The organism is Luteibacter sp. Sphag1AF (assembly GCF_014192715.1).
Taxonomy (GTDB): domain Bacteria; phylum Pseudomonadota; class Gammaproteobacteria; order Xanthomonadales; family Rhodanobacteraceae; genus Luteibacter.
The window spans coordinates 1,329,562-1,345,002 of sequence record NZ_JACHYH010000001.1 but is presented as its reverse complement, the minus strand read 5'-3'; the positions used below and the strand labels follow the sequence as shown (position 1 = coordinate 1,345,002).

Here is a 15,441-nt window from a genome sequence, read left to right as displayed (position 1 = left end):
GCCTAGGATACACGTAAGTCGTTCTTTTTAAATGCGGCCACGGGATTCTGTTCAAAATATTCTTTTGTTCTTGTTACATGAACATGCTAAATAATGAACATGCCCGGAGAATGCCATGTTCCCCTCAAACCTCCTGACCGACGCCATCGCAGCTGTAAGAGCCGCATCCCATGACACCGTCCGACTTTCAGTCGTGAGCGAAAGCGAGGGATTGCAGGACGCGACGCTGGCACTGGAACAGCCCGATGGCCCGCTATTCCTGAGGGCAGAGGTCAGGAGCAACGTCCGGGGGCCGGCAGCCGTATCGCAGGCCAGACAACTACGGGACAGACACGAGGGCGAGCCCTTTGTTCTTGTCACCCGCCACATGAGTCCGGCGGCAGCGCAGATGTGTCACCTCCTGGACGTCAACTATCTGGACGCCTCCGGAAATGTCTATCTCAAGTTCCCGGGCACCCTGGTCATGATCGAGGGTCGGAAAGCTCCGGCACTCACAACAGAAGCCCTGGACTACCGGGGAGGCACGAGTGCGAGCGCATTGCGCATGAACTTTGCGCTCGCGTGCCGGCCTGACCTGGCATCGGCGTCGTACAGAGACGTCGTCGAAGCCACAGGAGTTTCATTGGGCGCGGTAGGCAAAATATTTCATGACCTGGAGGTTCGGGAAATCCTCACTGCCAGAGACCGGCACGGCGAGCGACACTTTCTGGACCTTCCCCGTCTTCGCGATGAATGGGCAATCAACTATCCAAACAAGCTTCGACCGAAGCTTGCGGTAATGCGCTTTCGGGCGCTCGATCCGGATTGGTGGCAAGAGGCGAATCTTTCGAAGTTCGATATGTCCTGGGGCAGCGAAGTGGCCTGTTTTCGTTTGGACGGCTATCTGAAACCAGCCACGCAGACACTTTACGTCAACCCGGAACACGCACGTCGGAATGCGGGGGCGTTAGCCGGCACGCACGCCATGAGAGCAGATCCGCAGGGTCCGATCGAGATACTGAAGCGCTTCTGGCGTTTCGATGATGATTACGGCCGTCTTGGGCTCGTACCCCCGTTACTTGTATATGCCGACCTGCTTTCCATCATGGACCCGCGTGCGGCAGAAGCCGCTGCAATGATCAAGGAGCGTTATCTGAATGGCGATTCCGCTACGTGACGGCGCTCCGTTTCCCAAAGCATTTACCGATGTATTGAGTGCAGCGAAAGAAGCGGCCACCGACCTCGATATTCGGGTGACCATCGTGGGAGCCACAGCACGCGATATCGTTCTTTCGCACATCCACGGCGTGGATATCTATCGCGCCACCGCCGATGTGGACATTGCCCTGGCCGTCGCCGACTGGTCGGCGTTCAACGCCATGCTGGAACGGCTGGAACAACTCCCTCATGTCAGAAAGGTCGAGCAAACGCCAAACCGCCTCTGGTTTTCCTATGAAGCCGGAAGCTATCCACTGGACCTTCTTCCCTTTGGTGATTCGCTTGGCAGCCCGTACCTGTGGCCACAAGACACCGACAAGGAGATGAACGTGGCCGGATACGCCGATGCTGCGGCAAACGCCCTTGAGGTGGACCTCGGTCGCGGACTGGTCATGAACGTTGCCAGCCTTCCCGGGCTGACGCTGATGAAGCTGTTTGCGTGGATGGATCGGCGCAAGCAGCACAGTTACAAAGACGCCACCGATCTTGGCTTGCTGCTCCGTACCTACGTAGAAGCAGGCCACAGCACATCCATCTATGAGTCAGAGCCCGAACTGATGGATGCGGTTGACTGGAATCTTGATCGCGCGTCCCCGCGGCTGCTCGGCCGCCACACTGCCATGATCTGCAGCGACACGTCGTTCCGGCAGATCAGCCAGTTTCTCGGCGATGACGCTTCGCTGCGGGAACTGTCCCTGCGCATGTTTGATCGTGACATTGTGGTCATGCAAACGCAGGATGCAGCTCTTGATTCACTGACCGAGTTCTACGCCGGTTTCTCTGAAGCAAGGCGATGAGGGGTAAGGACTATTTCCCGATGCAGAACGAACTGAAGATCGCGCCGAGCAAATCGTCTGACGTATAGGTGCCGGTGATTTCACCGAGTTCCTGCTGCGCGTGGCGCAGTTCTTCGGCGGCCAGCTCGCCGGAACGTGTGGTCTGCAACACGTGATCGGTATGAACCAGATGTGCGGCGACGCGCTCCAGCGCGACCACGTGGCGACGACGTGCGCTGAACGCACCTTCGCCAGCGCCTGCTGTCGCCAGGGTTTTCAATCGTTCCCGCAGTCCGTCGACGCCGGCGCCGCTCTTTGCGGAAAGCCAGAGCCACGTCGCGCCATCGCGTGACTCGCTGTGTGCCGCGCTTCCCGCCACGTCGATCTTGTTGATGACTACCAGGCGTTCTGCGCTTTCTGAAAGTCCCTCAAACAGGGCGAGATCGGCTTCGGCATTTGCCGCATCCGTCACAAGCATGGCGACGTCGCAGCTTTCCAGTTGGGCGCGCGCACGACGTACACCTTCCTGTTCCACCACGTCGTCGGAGTCGCGAAGGCCTGCGGTATCGGCCAGTTCAAACGACACGCCGTCGATGGCGACCGACTCGCGCAACACATCGCGCGTGGTGCCGGGAATGTCGGTGACAATCGCGCGGTCAGTGCCGGACAACGCGTTCATGAGGCTGGACTTGCCGGCGTTTGGACGGCCAACGATGGCGACAGCTATGCCATCGTTGAGGCGTACGCCGCGTCGCGCTTCCACCAGAAGTGCTGCAAGTCGTTCGCGCAGCGACGACAGTTGTGCAGCGATGGCGGGGTCGGCGAGGAAATCAATTTCCTCTTCCGGAAAGTCGATGGCCGCTTCCACGTGAACACGCAATGCAATCAGGTCGCCCAGCAGATCATCCACGCGTGCCGAGAACACGCCTTCCATGGATCGAAGCGCCGCGCGCGCACCGGCTTCAGAACGTGCAGCCACAAGGTCGGCCACGGCCTCCGCCTGGGCCAGGTCGAGCTTTCCGTTGAGGAAAGCGCGTTCGGTAAATTCGCCAGGACGTGCCAGGCGCGCGCCCAGTTCAATGACGCGACGGAGCAGGGCGTCCAGCAGAACCGCGCTGCCGTGTCCCTGAAGTTCCAGGGTGTGTTCGCCGGTATAAGACGCGTTGCCCGGGAAAAACAGCAACAGTCCACGGTCGATCAGTTCGCCGGCGTCGTTGCGTAGCGCCGCGAAGTGCGCATGGCGAGGCGTTGGTTCGCGACCAAGCAACGTGGAAGCGATGGACGGAACGCGCGGACCGGAAACGCGCACGACGCCCACACCGGCGGCGCCGGCACCGGTGGCAATGGCAGCGATGGTGTCGTCGTGATGATTCAATTCAGAAGCCTCATAGCAAAGCGGCGCGTCTTTCGACGCGCCGCTTCAGGTATTACGTGGTGCGGAGTTTCTGATCCGCCCGCTCGACGCTTCGGGTAATCCACCACTGCTGCAGCAGGCTGGTGGCACCGTTCACCGTCCAGTAGAGCACCAGACCCGAGGGGAAGAAGGCGAAGAACACACCGAACAGAAGCGGCATGACCTTCATCATCTTGGCCTGAGTCGGGTCCATACCCGTCATCGGCGTCAGGCGCTGCGTGGCCAGCGTCACCAGCATGTAGAGCACCGGCAGCACGTAGTACGGATCAGACGCGGACAGATCGTGAATCCAGCCAAAGAACGGCGCATGACGCAGTTCGATGCTTTCCGACAACACGCGAAGCAGACCGATGAAGATGGGGAAGGTGATCAGGATGGGCAGGCAGCCTGCCATCGGATTGACCTTCTCCTTCTTGTACAGCTCCATCATCGCCTGCTGCATCTTCACCTTGTCGTCGCCATAGCGCTCTTTCAGAGCCTGCACGCGCGGCTGCAACTTGCGCATGCGGGCACCGGAGCGGAACTGCGCGTCGGTGAGTTTGAACAGCACGGCCTTGATCAGCAGCACCAGCAGGATGATCGCCACACCCCAGTTGCCGCTGATCGCGTGCAGCTGGGAAAGCAGCCAGTGCAGCGGCTGGGCAATGATCGTCAGCCAGCCGTAATTGCTGGTGAGCTCAAGGCCGGGAGCAATCGCGTCCAGCGTGCCCTGAAGCTTCGGACCGATGTACAGACGCGCGACGCTGTCCACGCTCTGGCCCGGTGCAGCCACCAGCGACGGACCGAACGCACGCACGATGTAGCGCGGGGTGGCCGTGTCCGGGTTGACGATGGTGGTGGTGTAGGTCACCGCTTCGGTCGACGGCGGAATCCACGCCACGAAGAAGTAGTGCTGAAGCATGCTGATCCAGCCACCGGTGATCTGGCGGTTGAGCGGCTTCTTGGGGAAATCGGCAAACAGCAGCTGATCGAACTTGGTGTCGGGGCTGTACCAGGCGGCACCGAAGAAGCTGTGCTGCGCCGGATCGGTATATGCCTTGAACCAGTTGACCTTCGCTGCCGGAACACGTTGCAGCTGCTGGTAGGCGTTGCCCGTCCAGGCGACCGAACTGCCGTTCTCGATGCGCTGGTCAAGGTCAACGATGTAGCTCGTGCGGCTCAGCGTGTAACGCTTCACCACCTTGATGCCGGACGCGTCGGTCCAGGTAAGGTTGACGCTTACCGTCTTCTCGCCATTGGCCAGCGTGTATTCGGTCTGGTCGGCGTGGAAGAGGGCGTTGTGGTCCGGTGCGGCGCCCGAACTGCTCACCAGGCCATCCTGCGCGGCGAAGAAGTGTGCGTCTTCGTCGTCCAGCAGGCGGACCGGAGCCGGGTCCGGATTCTTCTTCGTGCGCGGCTCGTTGGGATAAGCCAGCAGCTCGGAACGGACGACACTGCCACCGCGCGTGTTGATGGTCAGGCGCAGGACATCATTGGTGACCGTGATGAGCTGGGCCGGACCGGCCGGCGAAGCCGCTTCGCCAGGAACGCCGGCAGGCGTGGTGGCACCGGGGACGCTGCTGTCAGCAGGGTTGCTACCGGTGGTTTGCGCAGCAGGCGTCGGTGCGGGCGGCGGAGTGACGTAGTCTTTCTCCCATTCCATCCACAGCAGGTACGCCACGAGCATGAGCGCGAAGAAGAGGAACGTGCGCGTTTGATTCATTGCAGGGCCAGATCCGAATGGCATCGCGGCTTGTGGCCGCGGAAGGACGGTGGGTAGGAGAAGTTCAACGCGCGATTGTGCCGCTCGTGGAGTCCGGCTTCAACGGCCGAAGCTTTTTCCACAGGGCATCAAGTTCGGCGAGGAGTACGGTGCCGGACTCGGCGACCGCGATGTCGCGGGCGGTGACCAGTACGTCAACCATGGGAAGACCGGGCCGGGCGCGACGGAAAGATTCGCGCACGAGGCGCTTGATACGATTGCGGTCTACCGCACGTTTGGAGCAACGCTTGGAGATCGCCAGGCCCAGGCGGGCCGTGTCGGTCGGGTTGTTTCCGAAACGCAAAAGAAAGCAGCGGCCGCCGAGGCGACCGCTGACTTTACGTAGGGCGGCGAAATCGGCGGCGCGGCGGAGCCGCGCTTCACGCGGCATGGCTGCGGCACGCACGACGGCGAACCGCTTACGGGATCAGGCGCTTGCGACCCTTCGCGCGACGCGCGTTGAGGATCTTGCGACCATCCGCGGTCTTCATGCGTGCACGAAAGCCGTGGGTGCGGGCGCGCTTGAGCTTGCTTGGCTGGAAAGTCCGCTTCATGGCTCTTACATCCGAGTGAAGATTAAAAAATGGCTTAAAAGTATGCGGGCTTATTGGAGGTGTGTCAAATGGGGGTGATCACCCGGTTACCACACAGTCCCTCTGGGCGAGGGCCAAGACTGGTAGACTTCGTTGTCCACCCCGCGCGCAAGCGCCCCTTCTGTGGCAAGCATACCTAATGAGTGATCTTTGGCGGCGCTGTCTCGAGCGTCTGGAAGGCGAGTTGAGCGCCGAGGACGTGCATACCTGGCTGATGCCTTTACAGGCTCGCGAGGATGCATCGGGCCTCTATCTCTTCGCGCCCAATCCGTACACGTTGGATACGGTACGCGAGCAATACCTGGCGCAGATCGAAACGATCGTTGAGCATCTGCTCGGTCGTGCTGTGCCCGTGCATGTCGAGGTTGGCTCCAGCGGTGGACGTCCGCAGCCGCCACGCACGGTTGTGCCTTCCGCACAGCCGCAGCATCAACAACAGCCGACGTATCCGCCGCCGCAACATCAGCAGCAGCAATACGCCACGCCCTCGCGCATGCCTGATGTGCCGGCAGAAGCGGCTCATATCCACAACCTGGACCCCCACTACACGTTCGAAACCTTCGTTGAAGGCAAATCGAACCAGCTGGGTAAGGCCGCGGCCATGCAGGTCGCGATGAATCCGGGTCGTGCATACAACCCGCTCCTTCTTTATGGCGGCACTGGCCTCGGTAAAACGCATCTCATGCATGCGGCCGGCAACCTGATGATGGAGAACAACCCGGGCTTCAAGGTGCTTTACCTTCGCTCGGAGCAGTTCGTCAGCGGCATGGTGAAGGCGTTGCAGCAAAAGAACATGGACGAATTCAAGCGTCGCTTCCGGTCCGTGGACGCGCTGCTGATCGACGATATCCAGTTCTTCGCCGGCAAGGACACGACGCAGGAAGAGTTCTTCCACACGTTCAATGCTCTTTTCGAGGCGAAGCAGCAGATCATCCTGACCTGCGACCGCTATCCGAAGGAGCTGGACAAGCTGGAGCCGCGCCTGAAGTCGCGCCTCGGCTGGGGACTGTCGGTCGCCATCGAGCCGCCTGATTTCGAGACGCGCGCAGCGATCCTGCTGTCCAAGGCTCACGACAAAGGCATGGCGGTGTCGGAAGACGTGGCCATGCTGCTGGCACGCCGCATCCGCTCGAACGTGCGTGACCTGGAAGGCGCGCTCAACACGCTGGCGGCCCGGGCCAACTTCTATCGCAAGCCCATCACCACGGACTTCGCTGAAGAAACCCTGCGTGACCTGCTCAATACCCACGCGCAGGCCGTGACGGTGCCCAACATCCAGAAGCAGGTCGCTGACTACTATCAGGTACGTCTGTCTGATCTGCTCTCCAAACGCCGTGTGCGCTCCCTGGCGCGTCCCCGGCAGGTGGCCATGGCTCTGTCCAAGGAACTGACCGAGCACAGCCTTCCTGAGATCGGTGAAGCCTTCGGTGGTCGCGACCATACGACCGTGCTGCACGCCTGCCGCACGATCCGCGGTTTCTGCGAGAAAGACGTGCGGATGCGTCAGGACTGGGAGCAGTTGATCCGGATATTGACGGGCTGAGAACCTGTGGATAATAAGTGGATGATCTGAGGGCGCTTTCAGGACTCGAAGTTATCCACAAGGCACCCACACACAACTAACGTTTCACGATGATGGTTAATGAAAGCCAAGTGATTGATAATTAACAAGTTAAATGACTTGTCCAGTTATCCACCGGCCCTACAACCACCACTAATAAATCTTAAAAACTCTTAAAAGCAAAAGCAGGGGATTCGCATGCAATTCAGCATCCAACGGGAAGTACTGCTCAAACCCCTGCAGCAGGTGGTCGGCGTGGTGGAACGTCGACAGACGTTGCCTGTATTGGCAAACCTGCTCGTACGGGTAAAGGACGGAGAGGTGAAGTTCACCGGCACCGACCTCGAAGTCGAAATGGTTGCCACCACGGCCGCCGAATCCATGCAGGAAGGCGAAGTCACCATTCCTGCCAGAAAGCTGTTCGACATCGTTCGCGCCCTTCCTGATGGCGCACGCATTGATCTGAAGCAGAACGGTGAGCGCGTTGCATTGAACGCTGGCCGCAGCCGTTTCACGCTGGCCACGCTTCCGTCCACGGAATTCCCGACCATTGACGACATCGAACTCGTCGAGCGCGTCACTCTTCCGGAAGAGGTTTTGCGTGAACTGATGGAGCGGACCGCGTTTGCCATGGCAAACCAGGACGTTCGCTACTACCTCAACGGCATGCTGCTTGATCTGCAGGAACACACGCTGCGCTGCGTTGCCACCGATGGCCACCGTCTGGCGCTGAAGGAAACGCAGCTGGAAAGCTCTGTTTCCGCGCGTCGTCAGATCATCATTCCCCGTAAGGGCGTGAATGAGCTGGTCGGTCTGTTTGAAACCGGAGAAGGGCAGGTTGAGCTGGAATTCGGGCGCAATCATCTTCGCGTTCGCCGTGGAGGTGTCGTTTTCACCTCGAAGCTGATCGATGGCCGCTTCCCGGATTACGAAGCGGTTATCCCGCTCGGCGCAGACAAGTCGGCCACGATCGAACGGGACGTGCTCCGCGGTGCCCTGCAGCGCGCTGCCATTCTTTCGAACGAAAAGTATCGCGGCGTGAAGCTGGAACTCAGCCCGGGCAAGATGCGCATCGTGGCTCACAACCCGGAGCAGGAAGAAGCCGTGGAAGAAGTCGAAGCCGATACGGTGGTTTCTGATCTCGCCGTGGGCTTCAACGTGGGCTATCTGCTCGACGCGCTTGCCGCACTGCGCGGCGACAAGGTTCGTTTGAATCTGCGTGATGCCCAGTCCAGCTGTCTTCTCCAGGAAGAGGGCAATGACGAGGCTCGCCACGTCATCATGCCGCTGCGCCTCTGACACGTCGTAAACTCATAGTTCGGCTCTCGACGCCGGGGTTGTCTTCGACACCCCGGCGTCTTTGCGTTTTACGGGGTAACACGGGTCCATGAAGTTCGAATCGCTGCGAATTGCGGGTTTGCGTTGTCTCGACGACGTGGCGCTGTCGCTTGCCCCTGGCATTAACGTGTTCACCGGTCCGAACGGCGCTGGAAAAACCAGCGTGCTGGAGGCGGCCTATTTGCTCTCACATGGCCGGTCGTTTCGCAGTGGCTCCCGGGATGTACTTCTCCAGCGCGGCGCGTCGTCGTTATCCGTGTTCGCGGAACTCAGACGCGCCGATAATGGTGTGCATCGCCTGGGGCTTGGCCGGGAGAGCGGCCGTTGGCAGGCGAGGGTGGATGGTGAGAACGCCGCGAGCCTCGGCGCGTTGGTGCAAGCCTGTGCCGTGGTGTGTTTTGAGCCTGGCTCGCACGCCTTGATTGCCGGACCGTCCGAAGAACGCCGACGATTCCTCGATTGGGGTCTGTTCCACGTGGAACATTCTTTCTTGCTGGCGTGGCGGCGCTACCAGCGAGCCTTGAAGCAACGAAATGCGTTGCTTCGATCCGGCGCGGCCTTGACGGACGCTCTCTTCGGTCCGTGGGAAGTGGAACTTGCCCAATCGGGCGAAATTATCGACGTCCAGCGGAAGGCGTACGTTGCCGCGCTTACTCCCCACATCCAGCAACTCGCGGAAACGACGTTGCCCGAGCTGGGCGTGATGACCATCCGCTACAAGCGCGGCTGGGATGATGACGTCGATCTGGCGGAGATGTTGGTTGATCGCCGCCAACGAGATGCCGGGCGAGGGCATACGACCATCGGACCGCACCGGTCCGACTTTGTCGTGTCTTTCGAGCACGCGCCTTTGCGGGAACACCTCTCCAGAGGGCAGGAGAAGCTCTGTGCGCTTGCCTGCCTGCTGGGGCAGGCCTCCCAGCATGCCGAGGCCCGCGGGGAGTGGCCTGTGGTCTGCCTTGACGACCTTGCATCTGAGCTCGACCGTACCCATCAAGAGTGGGTAGTCAGCCAACTTCTCGACCGCGACATCCAGGTCCTCGTGACGGGTACCGAAATCCCTCACGCCTTTCTCAACGCCCCGAAGACTGTGTTCCACGTGGAACAAGGTCGCATAGCGGGCCTGCTATAATCGACCGACTGTCCCGACGCCTTATCGCGCCGTGCCGGGACCGCTGTTTGGCGCCACCATCGGGCATCGCATGAACGAACCTCTCGATCCGAACTCGTACGACTCAAGCAACATCAAGGTGCTGAAGGGCCTGGAAGCCGTTCGCAAGCGCCCGGGTATGTACATTGGCGACACCGATGACGGTACTGGCCTGCATCACATGGTTTTCGAGGTGGTAGATAACGCCATCGACGAAGCCCTGGCAGGCTTTTGCGACTACGTCACGGTCACCATCCACCAGGATGGCTCTGCCAGCGTTGCCGATAACGGCCGCGGCATTCCTGTCGACACTCACCCGGAAGAAGGGCGTTCCACCGCCGAAGTTGTCATGACCGTGCTCCACGCCGGCGGCAAGTTCGACGCAAACTCCTACAAAGTGTCGGGCGGCTTGCACGGCGTCGGCGTTTCCGTGGTCAACGCGCTCAGTGCGAAGCTGTGGCTGACCATCTGGCGCGACGGCAAGGAATATCGTCAGGAATACGCCCACGGCGAACCCCTGCATCCCATCGCCGTATCGGGTGACACGGGCCGTCGCGGCACCATGGTGCGTTTCCTGCCCAGCCAGGCCACGTTTACCAACAACATCGAATTCCACTACGACATCCTTGCAAAGCGCCTGCGCGAGCTGGCGTTCCTCAATTCGGGCGTGTCCATCGAGCTGATCGACGAGCGCAACGATCGCAAGGACGTTTTCGCTTACGAGGGCGGCATCCGCTCGTTCGTGCAGCATCTTTCCCAGCTGAAGACCGCGCTGCATCCCAGCGTGATCTCTTTCAGCTCGGAATCCGATGGCATCACGGTCGAAGTGGCGATGCAGTGGACCGACGCGTATCAGGAAACGATGTTCTGCTTCACGAACAACATTCCCCAGCGCGACGGTGGCACTCATCTGACGGGCTTCCGCGCCGCTCTGACGCGCACGCTGCAGAATTACATCGAAAGGGAAGGCCTCGCCCGCAACGCCAAGGTGGCGCTGTCTGGCGATGACATGCGCGAAGGCATGATTGCCGTGCTCTCGGTGAAGGTGCCTGATCCGAAGTTCTCCTCGCAGACCAAAGACAAACTGGTCTCCAGTGAAGTGAAGACGGTCGTTGAGCAGGTAGTGAACGACAAGTTCGCCGAATTCCTGCTTGAGCATCCGTCCGAGAGCAAGGCCATCGCTTCCAAGGTGGTGGACGCTGCCCGCGCCCGTGAAGCTGCGCGCAAGGCCCGCGAAATGACGCGCCGTAAAGGTGCGCTGGACATCGCCGGCCTGCCGGGCAAGCTTGCTGACTGCCAGGAGAAAGACCCGGCGCTGTCCGAACTGTTCCTGGTCGAGGGTGATTCGGCAGGTGGTTCGGCAAAGCAGGGCCGCAATCGCCGGACCCAGGCCGTGCTTCCGTTGAAGGGCAAAATTCTCAACGTGGAGAAGGCCCGCTTCGACAAGATGATTTCGTCGGCCGAAGTCGGCACGCTGATCACCGCGCTTGGCACGGGCATCGGCAAGGACGAATACAACCCGGACAAGCTGCGCTACCACCGCATCATCATCATGACCGATGCTGACGTGGACGGCTCCCACATCCGCACGCTGCTGCTCACGTTCTTCTACCGTCAGATGCCCGAGCTCATCGAGCGTGGCCATGTCTACATCGGCCTTCCGCCGCTGTACAAGGTGAAGCAGGGCAAGCAGGAGATGTACATCAAGGACGACAGCGTCCTCAATGATTACCTCATCTCCAGCGCGGTGGACAACGCCTCGCTGATGCCGGAAGAGGGCGCCGCCGGCATCAGCGGTGAAGTCCTGGAAAAGCTGCTGCATGACTATCAGACGGCGCTCGACCAGATCACTCGCCTGAACCACCGCTTTGACCCGGCAATGCTCACCTCGCTCATCGAGCACACGCCGATGGACGAGTCGCTGTGGACTGACGCCTCAGCCATGGAAGCCTGGCTGGCCGGCGTTGAGAAGCGCCTGAGTGCCAGCGGTCTGGGCAAGCCGACGTACAAGCTGCGCATGCGCCCGGCTATTGGCGACTCTTCGGCGGCTATCGAGCTGGAGCGTAACCAGCACGGCCTGAGCCACACCTGGATTCTCCCGCACGCGTTCTTCTCGGGCGTGGAATACAAGCCCATCCTCTCGATCTCGCAGCAGCTGCATCAGCTGAAGCTCGAGCCGGGTGCGGTGGTCCGCCGGGGCAATGGTTCGCGTGGCGTGCTCAGCTTCGCCGAAGTCCGCACCTGGCTTCTGGACGAGGCGAAGAAGGGCCGCACGATTCAGCGCTTCAAGGGTCTGGGTGAAATGAATCCGGAGCAGCTGTGGGAAACCACCGTCAATCCGGAGACGCGCCGCATGCTCCAGGTGGGTGTCGAGGACGCCGTGGCAGCCGACCAGATGTTCTCAATGCTGATGGGCGAGGCGGTCGAACCGCGTCGCGATTTCATTGAAGCGAATGCTCTGAAAGTGGCAAATCTGGATATTTAAGGGCATCCGCGGGCGGAAAAAAGGCCCGCCCGCGGACCCCCGTCAATACTCTCTTAACAAGTCATTGTTTTGACTATTCTTTTCTGTCGCACTGCGACTTGTTCTTAGGAATGAATTCAGGTTAACCTCTGTAGTCCCCCGGAGCACAGATGTGTGCGTCGACTCCTAACCAGAGGTCAGTCAATGAAACAGGGTTCCTTCATCAATATGGCGGCCGCGATTGCGCTCGCTCTGTCGTTGGCCAGCGGCGTAGCTGTGGCCAAGGACAGCAACGCTTCCAAGGACAAGAAGGAAGCGCTGTATCCGAATGCAACGCGCCAGGAACCCAAGCTCGACCTGACCAGCGAGAAAGACCAGAAGGCCCTCAACGAAGGCCTCGACGCTGCCAACAACGGCGAGAAGGACAAGGCCCTCGCTCTGCTCCAGCCGATTGCTGACGGCAGCAGCACCAAGAGCAAGTACGCTCAGGCGCTGGCCCTGCAGGGCATCGCCAACATGAAGTACAACGACGGCGACGTTAAGGGCGCCATCGCGACGCTCAAGCAGTCCCTCGATCTCGGCGTAATGCCGAACGACACGTACTTCCAGTTGAAGTACATGCTCGCGCAGTTCTACGTGGCTGACGAAGAATACGCACCGGCTCTGGCCACGCTGCAGTCCTGGCGTGCAGAGGGCAAGAAGGAAACGGCTGACTCCTACGGTCTGGAAGGCAACATCGACTACCGTCTGGAGAAGTACAAGGACGCGATTGCCGCCATCACCAAGGCGAAGTCGATGCCGGACGCCAAGCCGACCTCGATCGACGGCTGGAACCAGATCCTCGCTGCCAGCTACTCGGAAGACGGCCAGGGCGACAAGGCCGCGGATCTCGCCACCGAAGCTCTTGCAAAGAATCCGAACGACCCGACCGCGCTGAACAACGCTGCGTCGACGCTTCTGCAGGCTCAGAAGTATCCGGAAGCGATTGCTCTTCTTGAGAAGGGCCGCGCTGCGGGTGCATTCAAGGACGAGAAGCAGTACGTCAATCTCGCCAAGATCTATCTCGTTGACGGACAGGACCATACCGAACGTCAGACCTCGAATGCCGACACGTCCTTTGCGGTGCTCGAAGATGGTCTGGCCAAGGGCATCGTCAAGCCGTCTGCCGACGTCTACAAGCTTCAGGGTGATGCCGCGCTCACAGCGGGCAACAACTCCAAGGCTATTGCCGCTTACCAGAAGGCATTGCCCCTGGCTCAGGACGGCGAAACCGCTATTCGTGTGGCGCAATTGCAGCTCACGGAGAACAAGTTCGCAGACGCCAGAAAGTCTGCCAACGATGCCATCAGCAAGGGCGTGGCGCATAAAGGCAAAGCCTATATGGTCCTCGCGGAAGCCGAGCGTGGTTTGAAGAACAAGCCGGGTGCAATCGCCGCCATGAATAAGGCAGCGCAGGATCCGGAAACCGCAGCCAAGGCGAATGCCTGGCTGAAAAACGCAGGCGCCGGCAAGTAATTAAGTGGTTGTAAAGTGCCTGAAGTGCGGGTTTGATTACTTCGTAAATCTGCCCTTCAGGTCGCTATACAAACACCAAATGCTGGTGTACCTTGCATCTCTTTCCGCTTGCAGAAACCCGCGATTTCAGCTTATCCAGGCTGCAGTTGCTGGCCAGCAGTGCGGGCTTCACTTCCGCTTGATTAGCTCTTGATAGTGACTGATGGCCTCAAGTAACGAATCAACCGGCCAAGCGCCGTTTAGTTGGGGGCGTACCAGCGCGTTGGCAGTAGCCATCGCACTGCACTCGTTCGCCTTCCTGCTGCTGGCTGCGCCCATGGCGCCGCCGAAGTCGCAGGAAAAGGAGAAGGAGAAAATCGTGCAGGTGGACTTTATCGAGCCGCCGCCGCCGCCTCCCCCCCCGCCGCCGCCGCCGCCGGAACCTCCGAAGGCGCCGCCTCCGAAAATCATTCAACAGGTCAAGCCACCACCGACACCTCCGCCGCCGGCTCCGCCGCCGCCGGCCGTCGATGAGCCCTCGACCGCCGCGATTCCGGCTCCGCCGCCGGCGCCTCCCGCGCCGCCTGCTCCGCCGGCTGATATCGCGCCGAGTGAAAATCTGTCGTACCGTCAACGTAACCCGCCAAAGTATCCGCCGCAGGCGGTTCGCCAGCGACACGAGGGTACGGTGATACTTCTGGTCCTCGTTGGTGTTGACGGTTCGCCGAAAGACATTAAGGTGGATCAGTCCAGCGGTTTCCGTGAGTTGGATCGCGCTGCAGAAGATGCCGCAAGGAATTGGCGATTCAACCCGGGTAAGCGTGGCGGCCAGGCGGTCGAAGGCTATGCGCGTGTCCCCGTTACATTCAACCTAAATCAGCTGTAACTTCCTCATTACAGTTAATTTTTCACGCTTGACTTCCCAAGGGTAGCGTTATGTTGCAAGACACCTCCGCTCAGCCTGCTGCACCAGGCCTCAACTCCAACGCTGACGCGCTGAAGCAGATGGGTTTCGACCATCTGATTCACAACTTCGACCCGCTGGGTTGGATCGTCTTCGTCGTGCTGGTCATCATGTCGGTACTCTCGTGGTACTTCATCGTTGCCAACTTCATCCGCAACAGCTTTGTCCGCGCTCGCGCTGACAAGGTGATCCAGGGCTTCTGGAGCACGAGCTCCACCCAGGAAGCGATCCGCGTTCTTGAAGAACAGCCCAAGGGCGAACCGTTCTCGAAGATCGCGCTCGACGCTGCTTCGGCAGTGGCCCATCACCAGCAGGCTGCTGGCGGCCGTCTGGCCGAGACCCTGTCGCGTTCGGAATTCATCGACCGCGCCCTGCGTCAGGCAGTTGCTCGTGAGAGCCTGCGCCTTGAAGGTGGTCTGACCCTGCTTGCAACGGTCGGCTCGTCCGCTCCGTTCATCGGTCTGCTCGGTACGGTGTGGGGTATTTACCACGCTCTTATCGGTATCGCAGCCAGCGGCAGCGCCTCCATGGACAAGGTTGCCGGCCCCGTCGGTGAAGCTCTGATCATGACCGCGTTCGGTCTGTTCACCGCTATCCCGGCCGTTCTTGCCTACAACTTCTTCATGCGCTCCAACCGCCTGACGTACGCCCAGTTCGACGAATTCGCGCATGACCTGCACGACTTCTTCGCCACGGGTGCCCGCGTCGAAGGCACCGGTACGCCGGTCGTCACCGTCAAGAAGTGAGGA

At 60.3% G+C, this 15,441-nt stretch carries 13 protein-coding genes; 9 read left to right on the top strand and 4 right to left on the bottom strand.

Annotated features, from left to right (window positions below):
• Window positions 1–115 precede the first annotated feature (115 nt).
• Together FHW69_RS06070 and FHW69_RS06065 are read left to right on the top strand one after the other, a co-directional pair.
• The gene (locus FHW69_RS06070) at window positions 116–1,156 is read left to right on the top strand and encodes a type IV toxin-antitoxin system AbiEi family antitoxin (protein WP_183422078.1); all 1,041 of its coding nucleotides are present in this window, start codon (window positions 116–118) and stop codon (window positions 1,154–1,156) included.
• Window positions 1,137–1,994, top strand: a complete 858-nt coding sequence (locus FHW69_RS06065; RefSeq protein WP_183422077.1) for a nucleotidyl transferase AbiEii/AbiGii toxin family protein — start codon at window positions 1,137–1,139, stop codon at window positions 1,992–1,994. Before FHW69_RS06070 ends, FHW69_RS06065 begins: the two co-directional genes overlap by 20 nt.
• 10 nt (window positions 1,995–2,004) lie before the next feature.
• Here the strand turns inward: FHW69_RS06065 and mnmE are convergent, their stop codons facing one another.
• The 4 genes from mnmE to rpmH all read right to left on the bottom strand — a co-directional run bounded on the left by mnmE (window position 2,005) and on the right by rpmH (window position 5,682).
• Window positions 2,005–3,348, bottom strand: coding sequence for a tRNA uridine-5-carboxymethylaminomethyl(34) synthesis GTPase MnmE (mnmE, locus tag FHW69_RS06060; RefSeq protein ID WP_183422076.1), 1,344 nt, complete (start codon window positions 3,346–3,348; stop codon window positions 2,005–2,007).
• A gap of 52 nt (window positions 3,349–3,400) precedes the next feature.
• Entirely contained in the window at window positions 3,401–5,089 is a 1,689-nt protein-coding gene (gene yidC, locus FHW69_RS06055; protein ID WP_183422075.1) for a membrane protein insertase YidC, read from the bottom strand.
• Between the two features lie 64 nt (window positions 5,090–5,153).
• On the bottom strand, window positions 5,154–5,534 hold the full coding sequence (gene rnpA, locus FHW69_RS06050) for a ribonuclease P protein component (protein WP_343203972.1): 381 nt from the start codon (window positions 5,532–5,534) through the stop codon (window positions 5,154–5,156).
• Window positions 5,535–5,547: 13 nt separating this feature from the next.
• Entirely contained in the window at window positions 5,548–5,682 is a 135-nt protein-coding gene (gene rpmH / locus FHW69_RS06045) for a 50S ribosomal protein L34 (protein ID WP_132145636.1), read from the bottom strand.
• Between the two features lie 178 nt (window positions 5,683–5,860).
• Between rpmH and dnaA the strand changes: the two genes are divergently transcribed.
• From dnaA to FHW69_RS06010, 7 genes are all read left to right on the top strand, one after another.
• Window positions 5,861–7,264 (top strand): chromosomal replication initiator protein DnaA, encoded by a 1,404-nt coding sequence (dnaA, locus tag FHW69_RS06040; protein WP_183422074.1) that lies wholly within the window; start codon window positions 5,861–5,863, stop codon window positions 7,262–7,264.
• A gap of 216 nt (window positions 7,265–7,480) precedes the next feature.
• On the top strand, window positions 7,481–8,581 hold the full coding sequence (gene dnaN, locus FHW69_RS06035; protein WP_183422073.1) for a DNA polymerase III subunit beta: 1,101 nt from the start codon (window positions 7,481–7,483) through the stop codon (window positions 8,579–8,581).
• Between the two features lie 88 nt (window positions 8,582–8,669).
• Complete coding sequence (gene recF, locus FHW69_RS06030; RefSeq protein WP_183422072.1) at window positions 8,670–9,752, top strand: DNA replication/repair protein RecF; 1,083 nt, start codon at window positions 8,670–8,672, stop codon at window positions 9,750–9,752.
• A gap of 70 nt (window positions 9,753–9,822) precedes the next feature.
• A complete protein-coding gene (gyrB, locus tag FHW69_RS06025; RefSeq protein WP_183422071.1) occupies window positions 9,823–12,255 on the top strand; it encodes a DNA topoisomerase (ATP-hydrolyzing) subunit B in 2,433 nt (810 codons plus the stop codon).
• A 183-nt stretch (window positions 12,256–12,438) separates the two neighbouring features.
• Window positions 12,439–13,749: a tetratricopeptide repeat protein gene (locus FHW69_RS06020; protein ID WP_255494533.1), complete on the top strand. Its 1,311-nt coding sequence runs from the start codon at window positions 12,439–12,441 to the stop codon at window positions 13,747–13,749.
• Between the two features lie 202 nt (window positions 13,750–13,951).
• Entirely contained in the window at window positions 13,952–14,614 is a 663-nt protein-coding gene (locus FHW69_RS06015) for an energy transducer TonB (RefSeq protein WP_183422070.1), read from the top strand.
• 50 nt (window positions 14,615–14,664) lie between these two features.
• Window positions 14,665–15,438 (top strand): MotA/TolQ/ExbB proton channel family protein, encoded by a 774-nt coding sequence (locus FHW69_RS06010; protein ID WP_183422069.1) that lies wholly within the window; start codon window positions 14,665–14,667, stop codon window positions 15,436–15,438.
• Window positions 15,439–15,441: the final 3 nt, after the last annotated feature.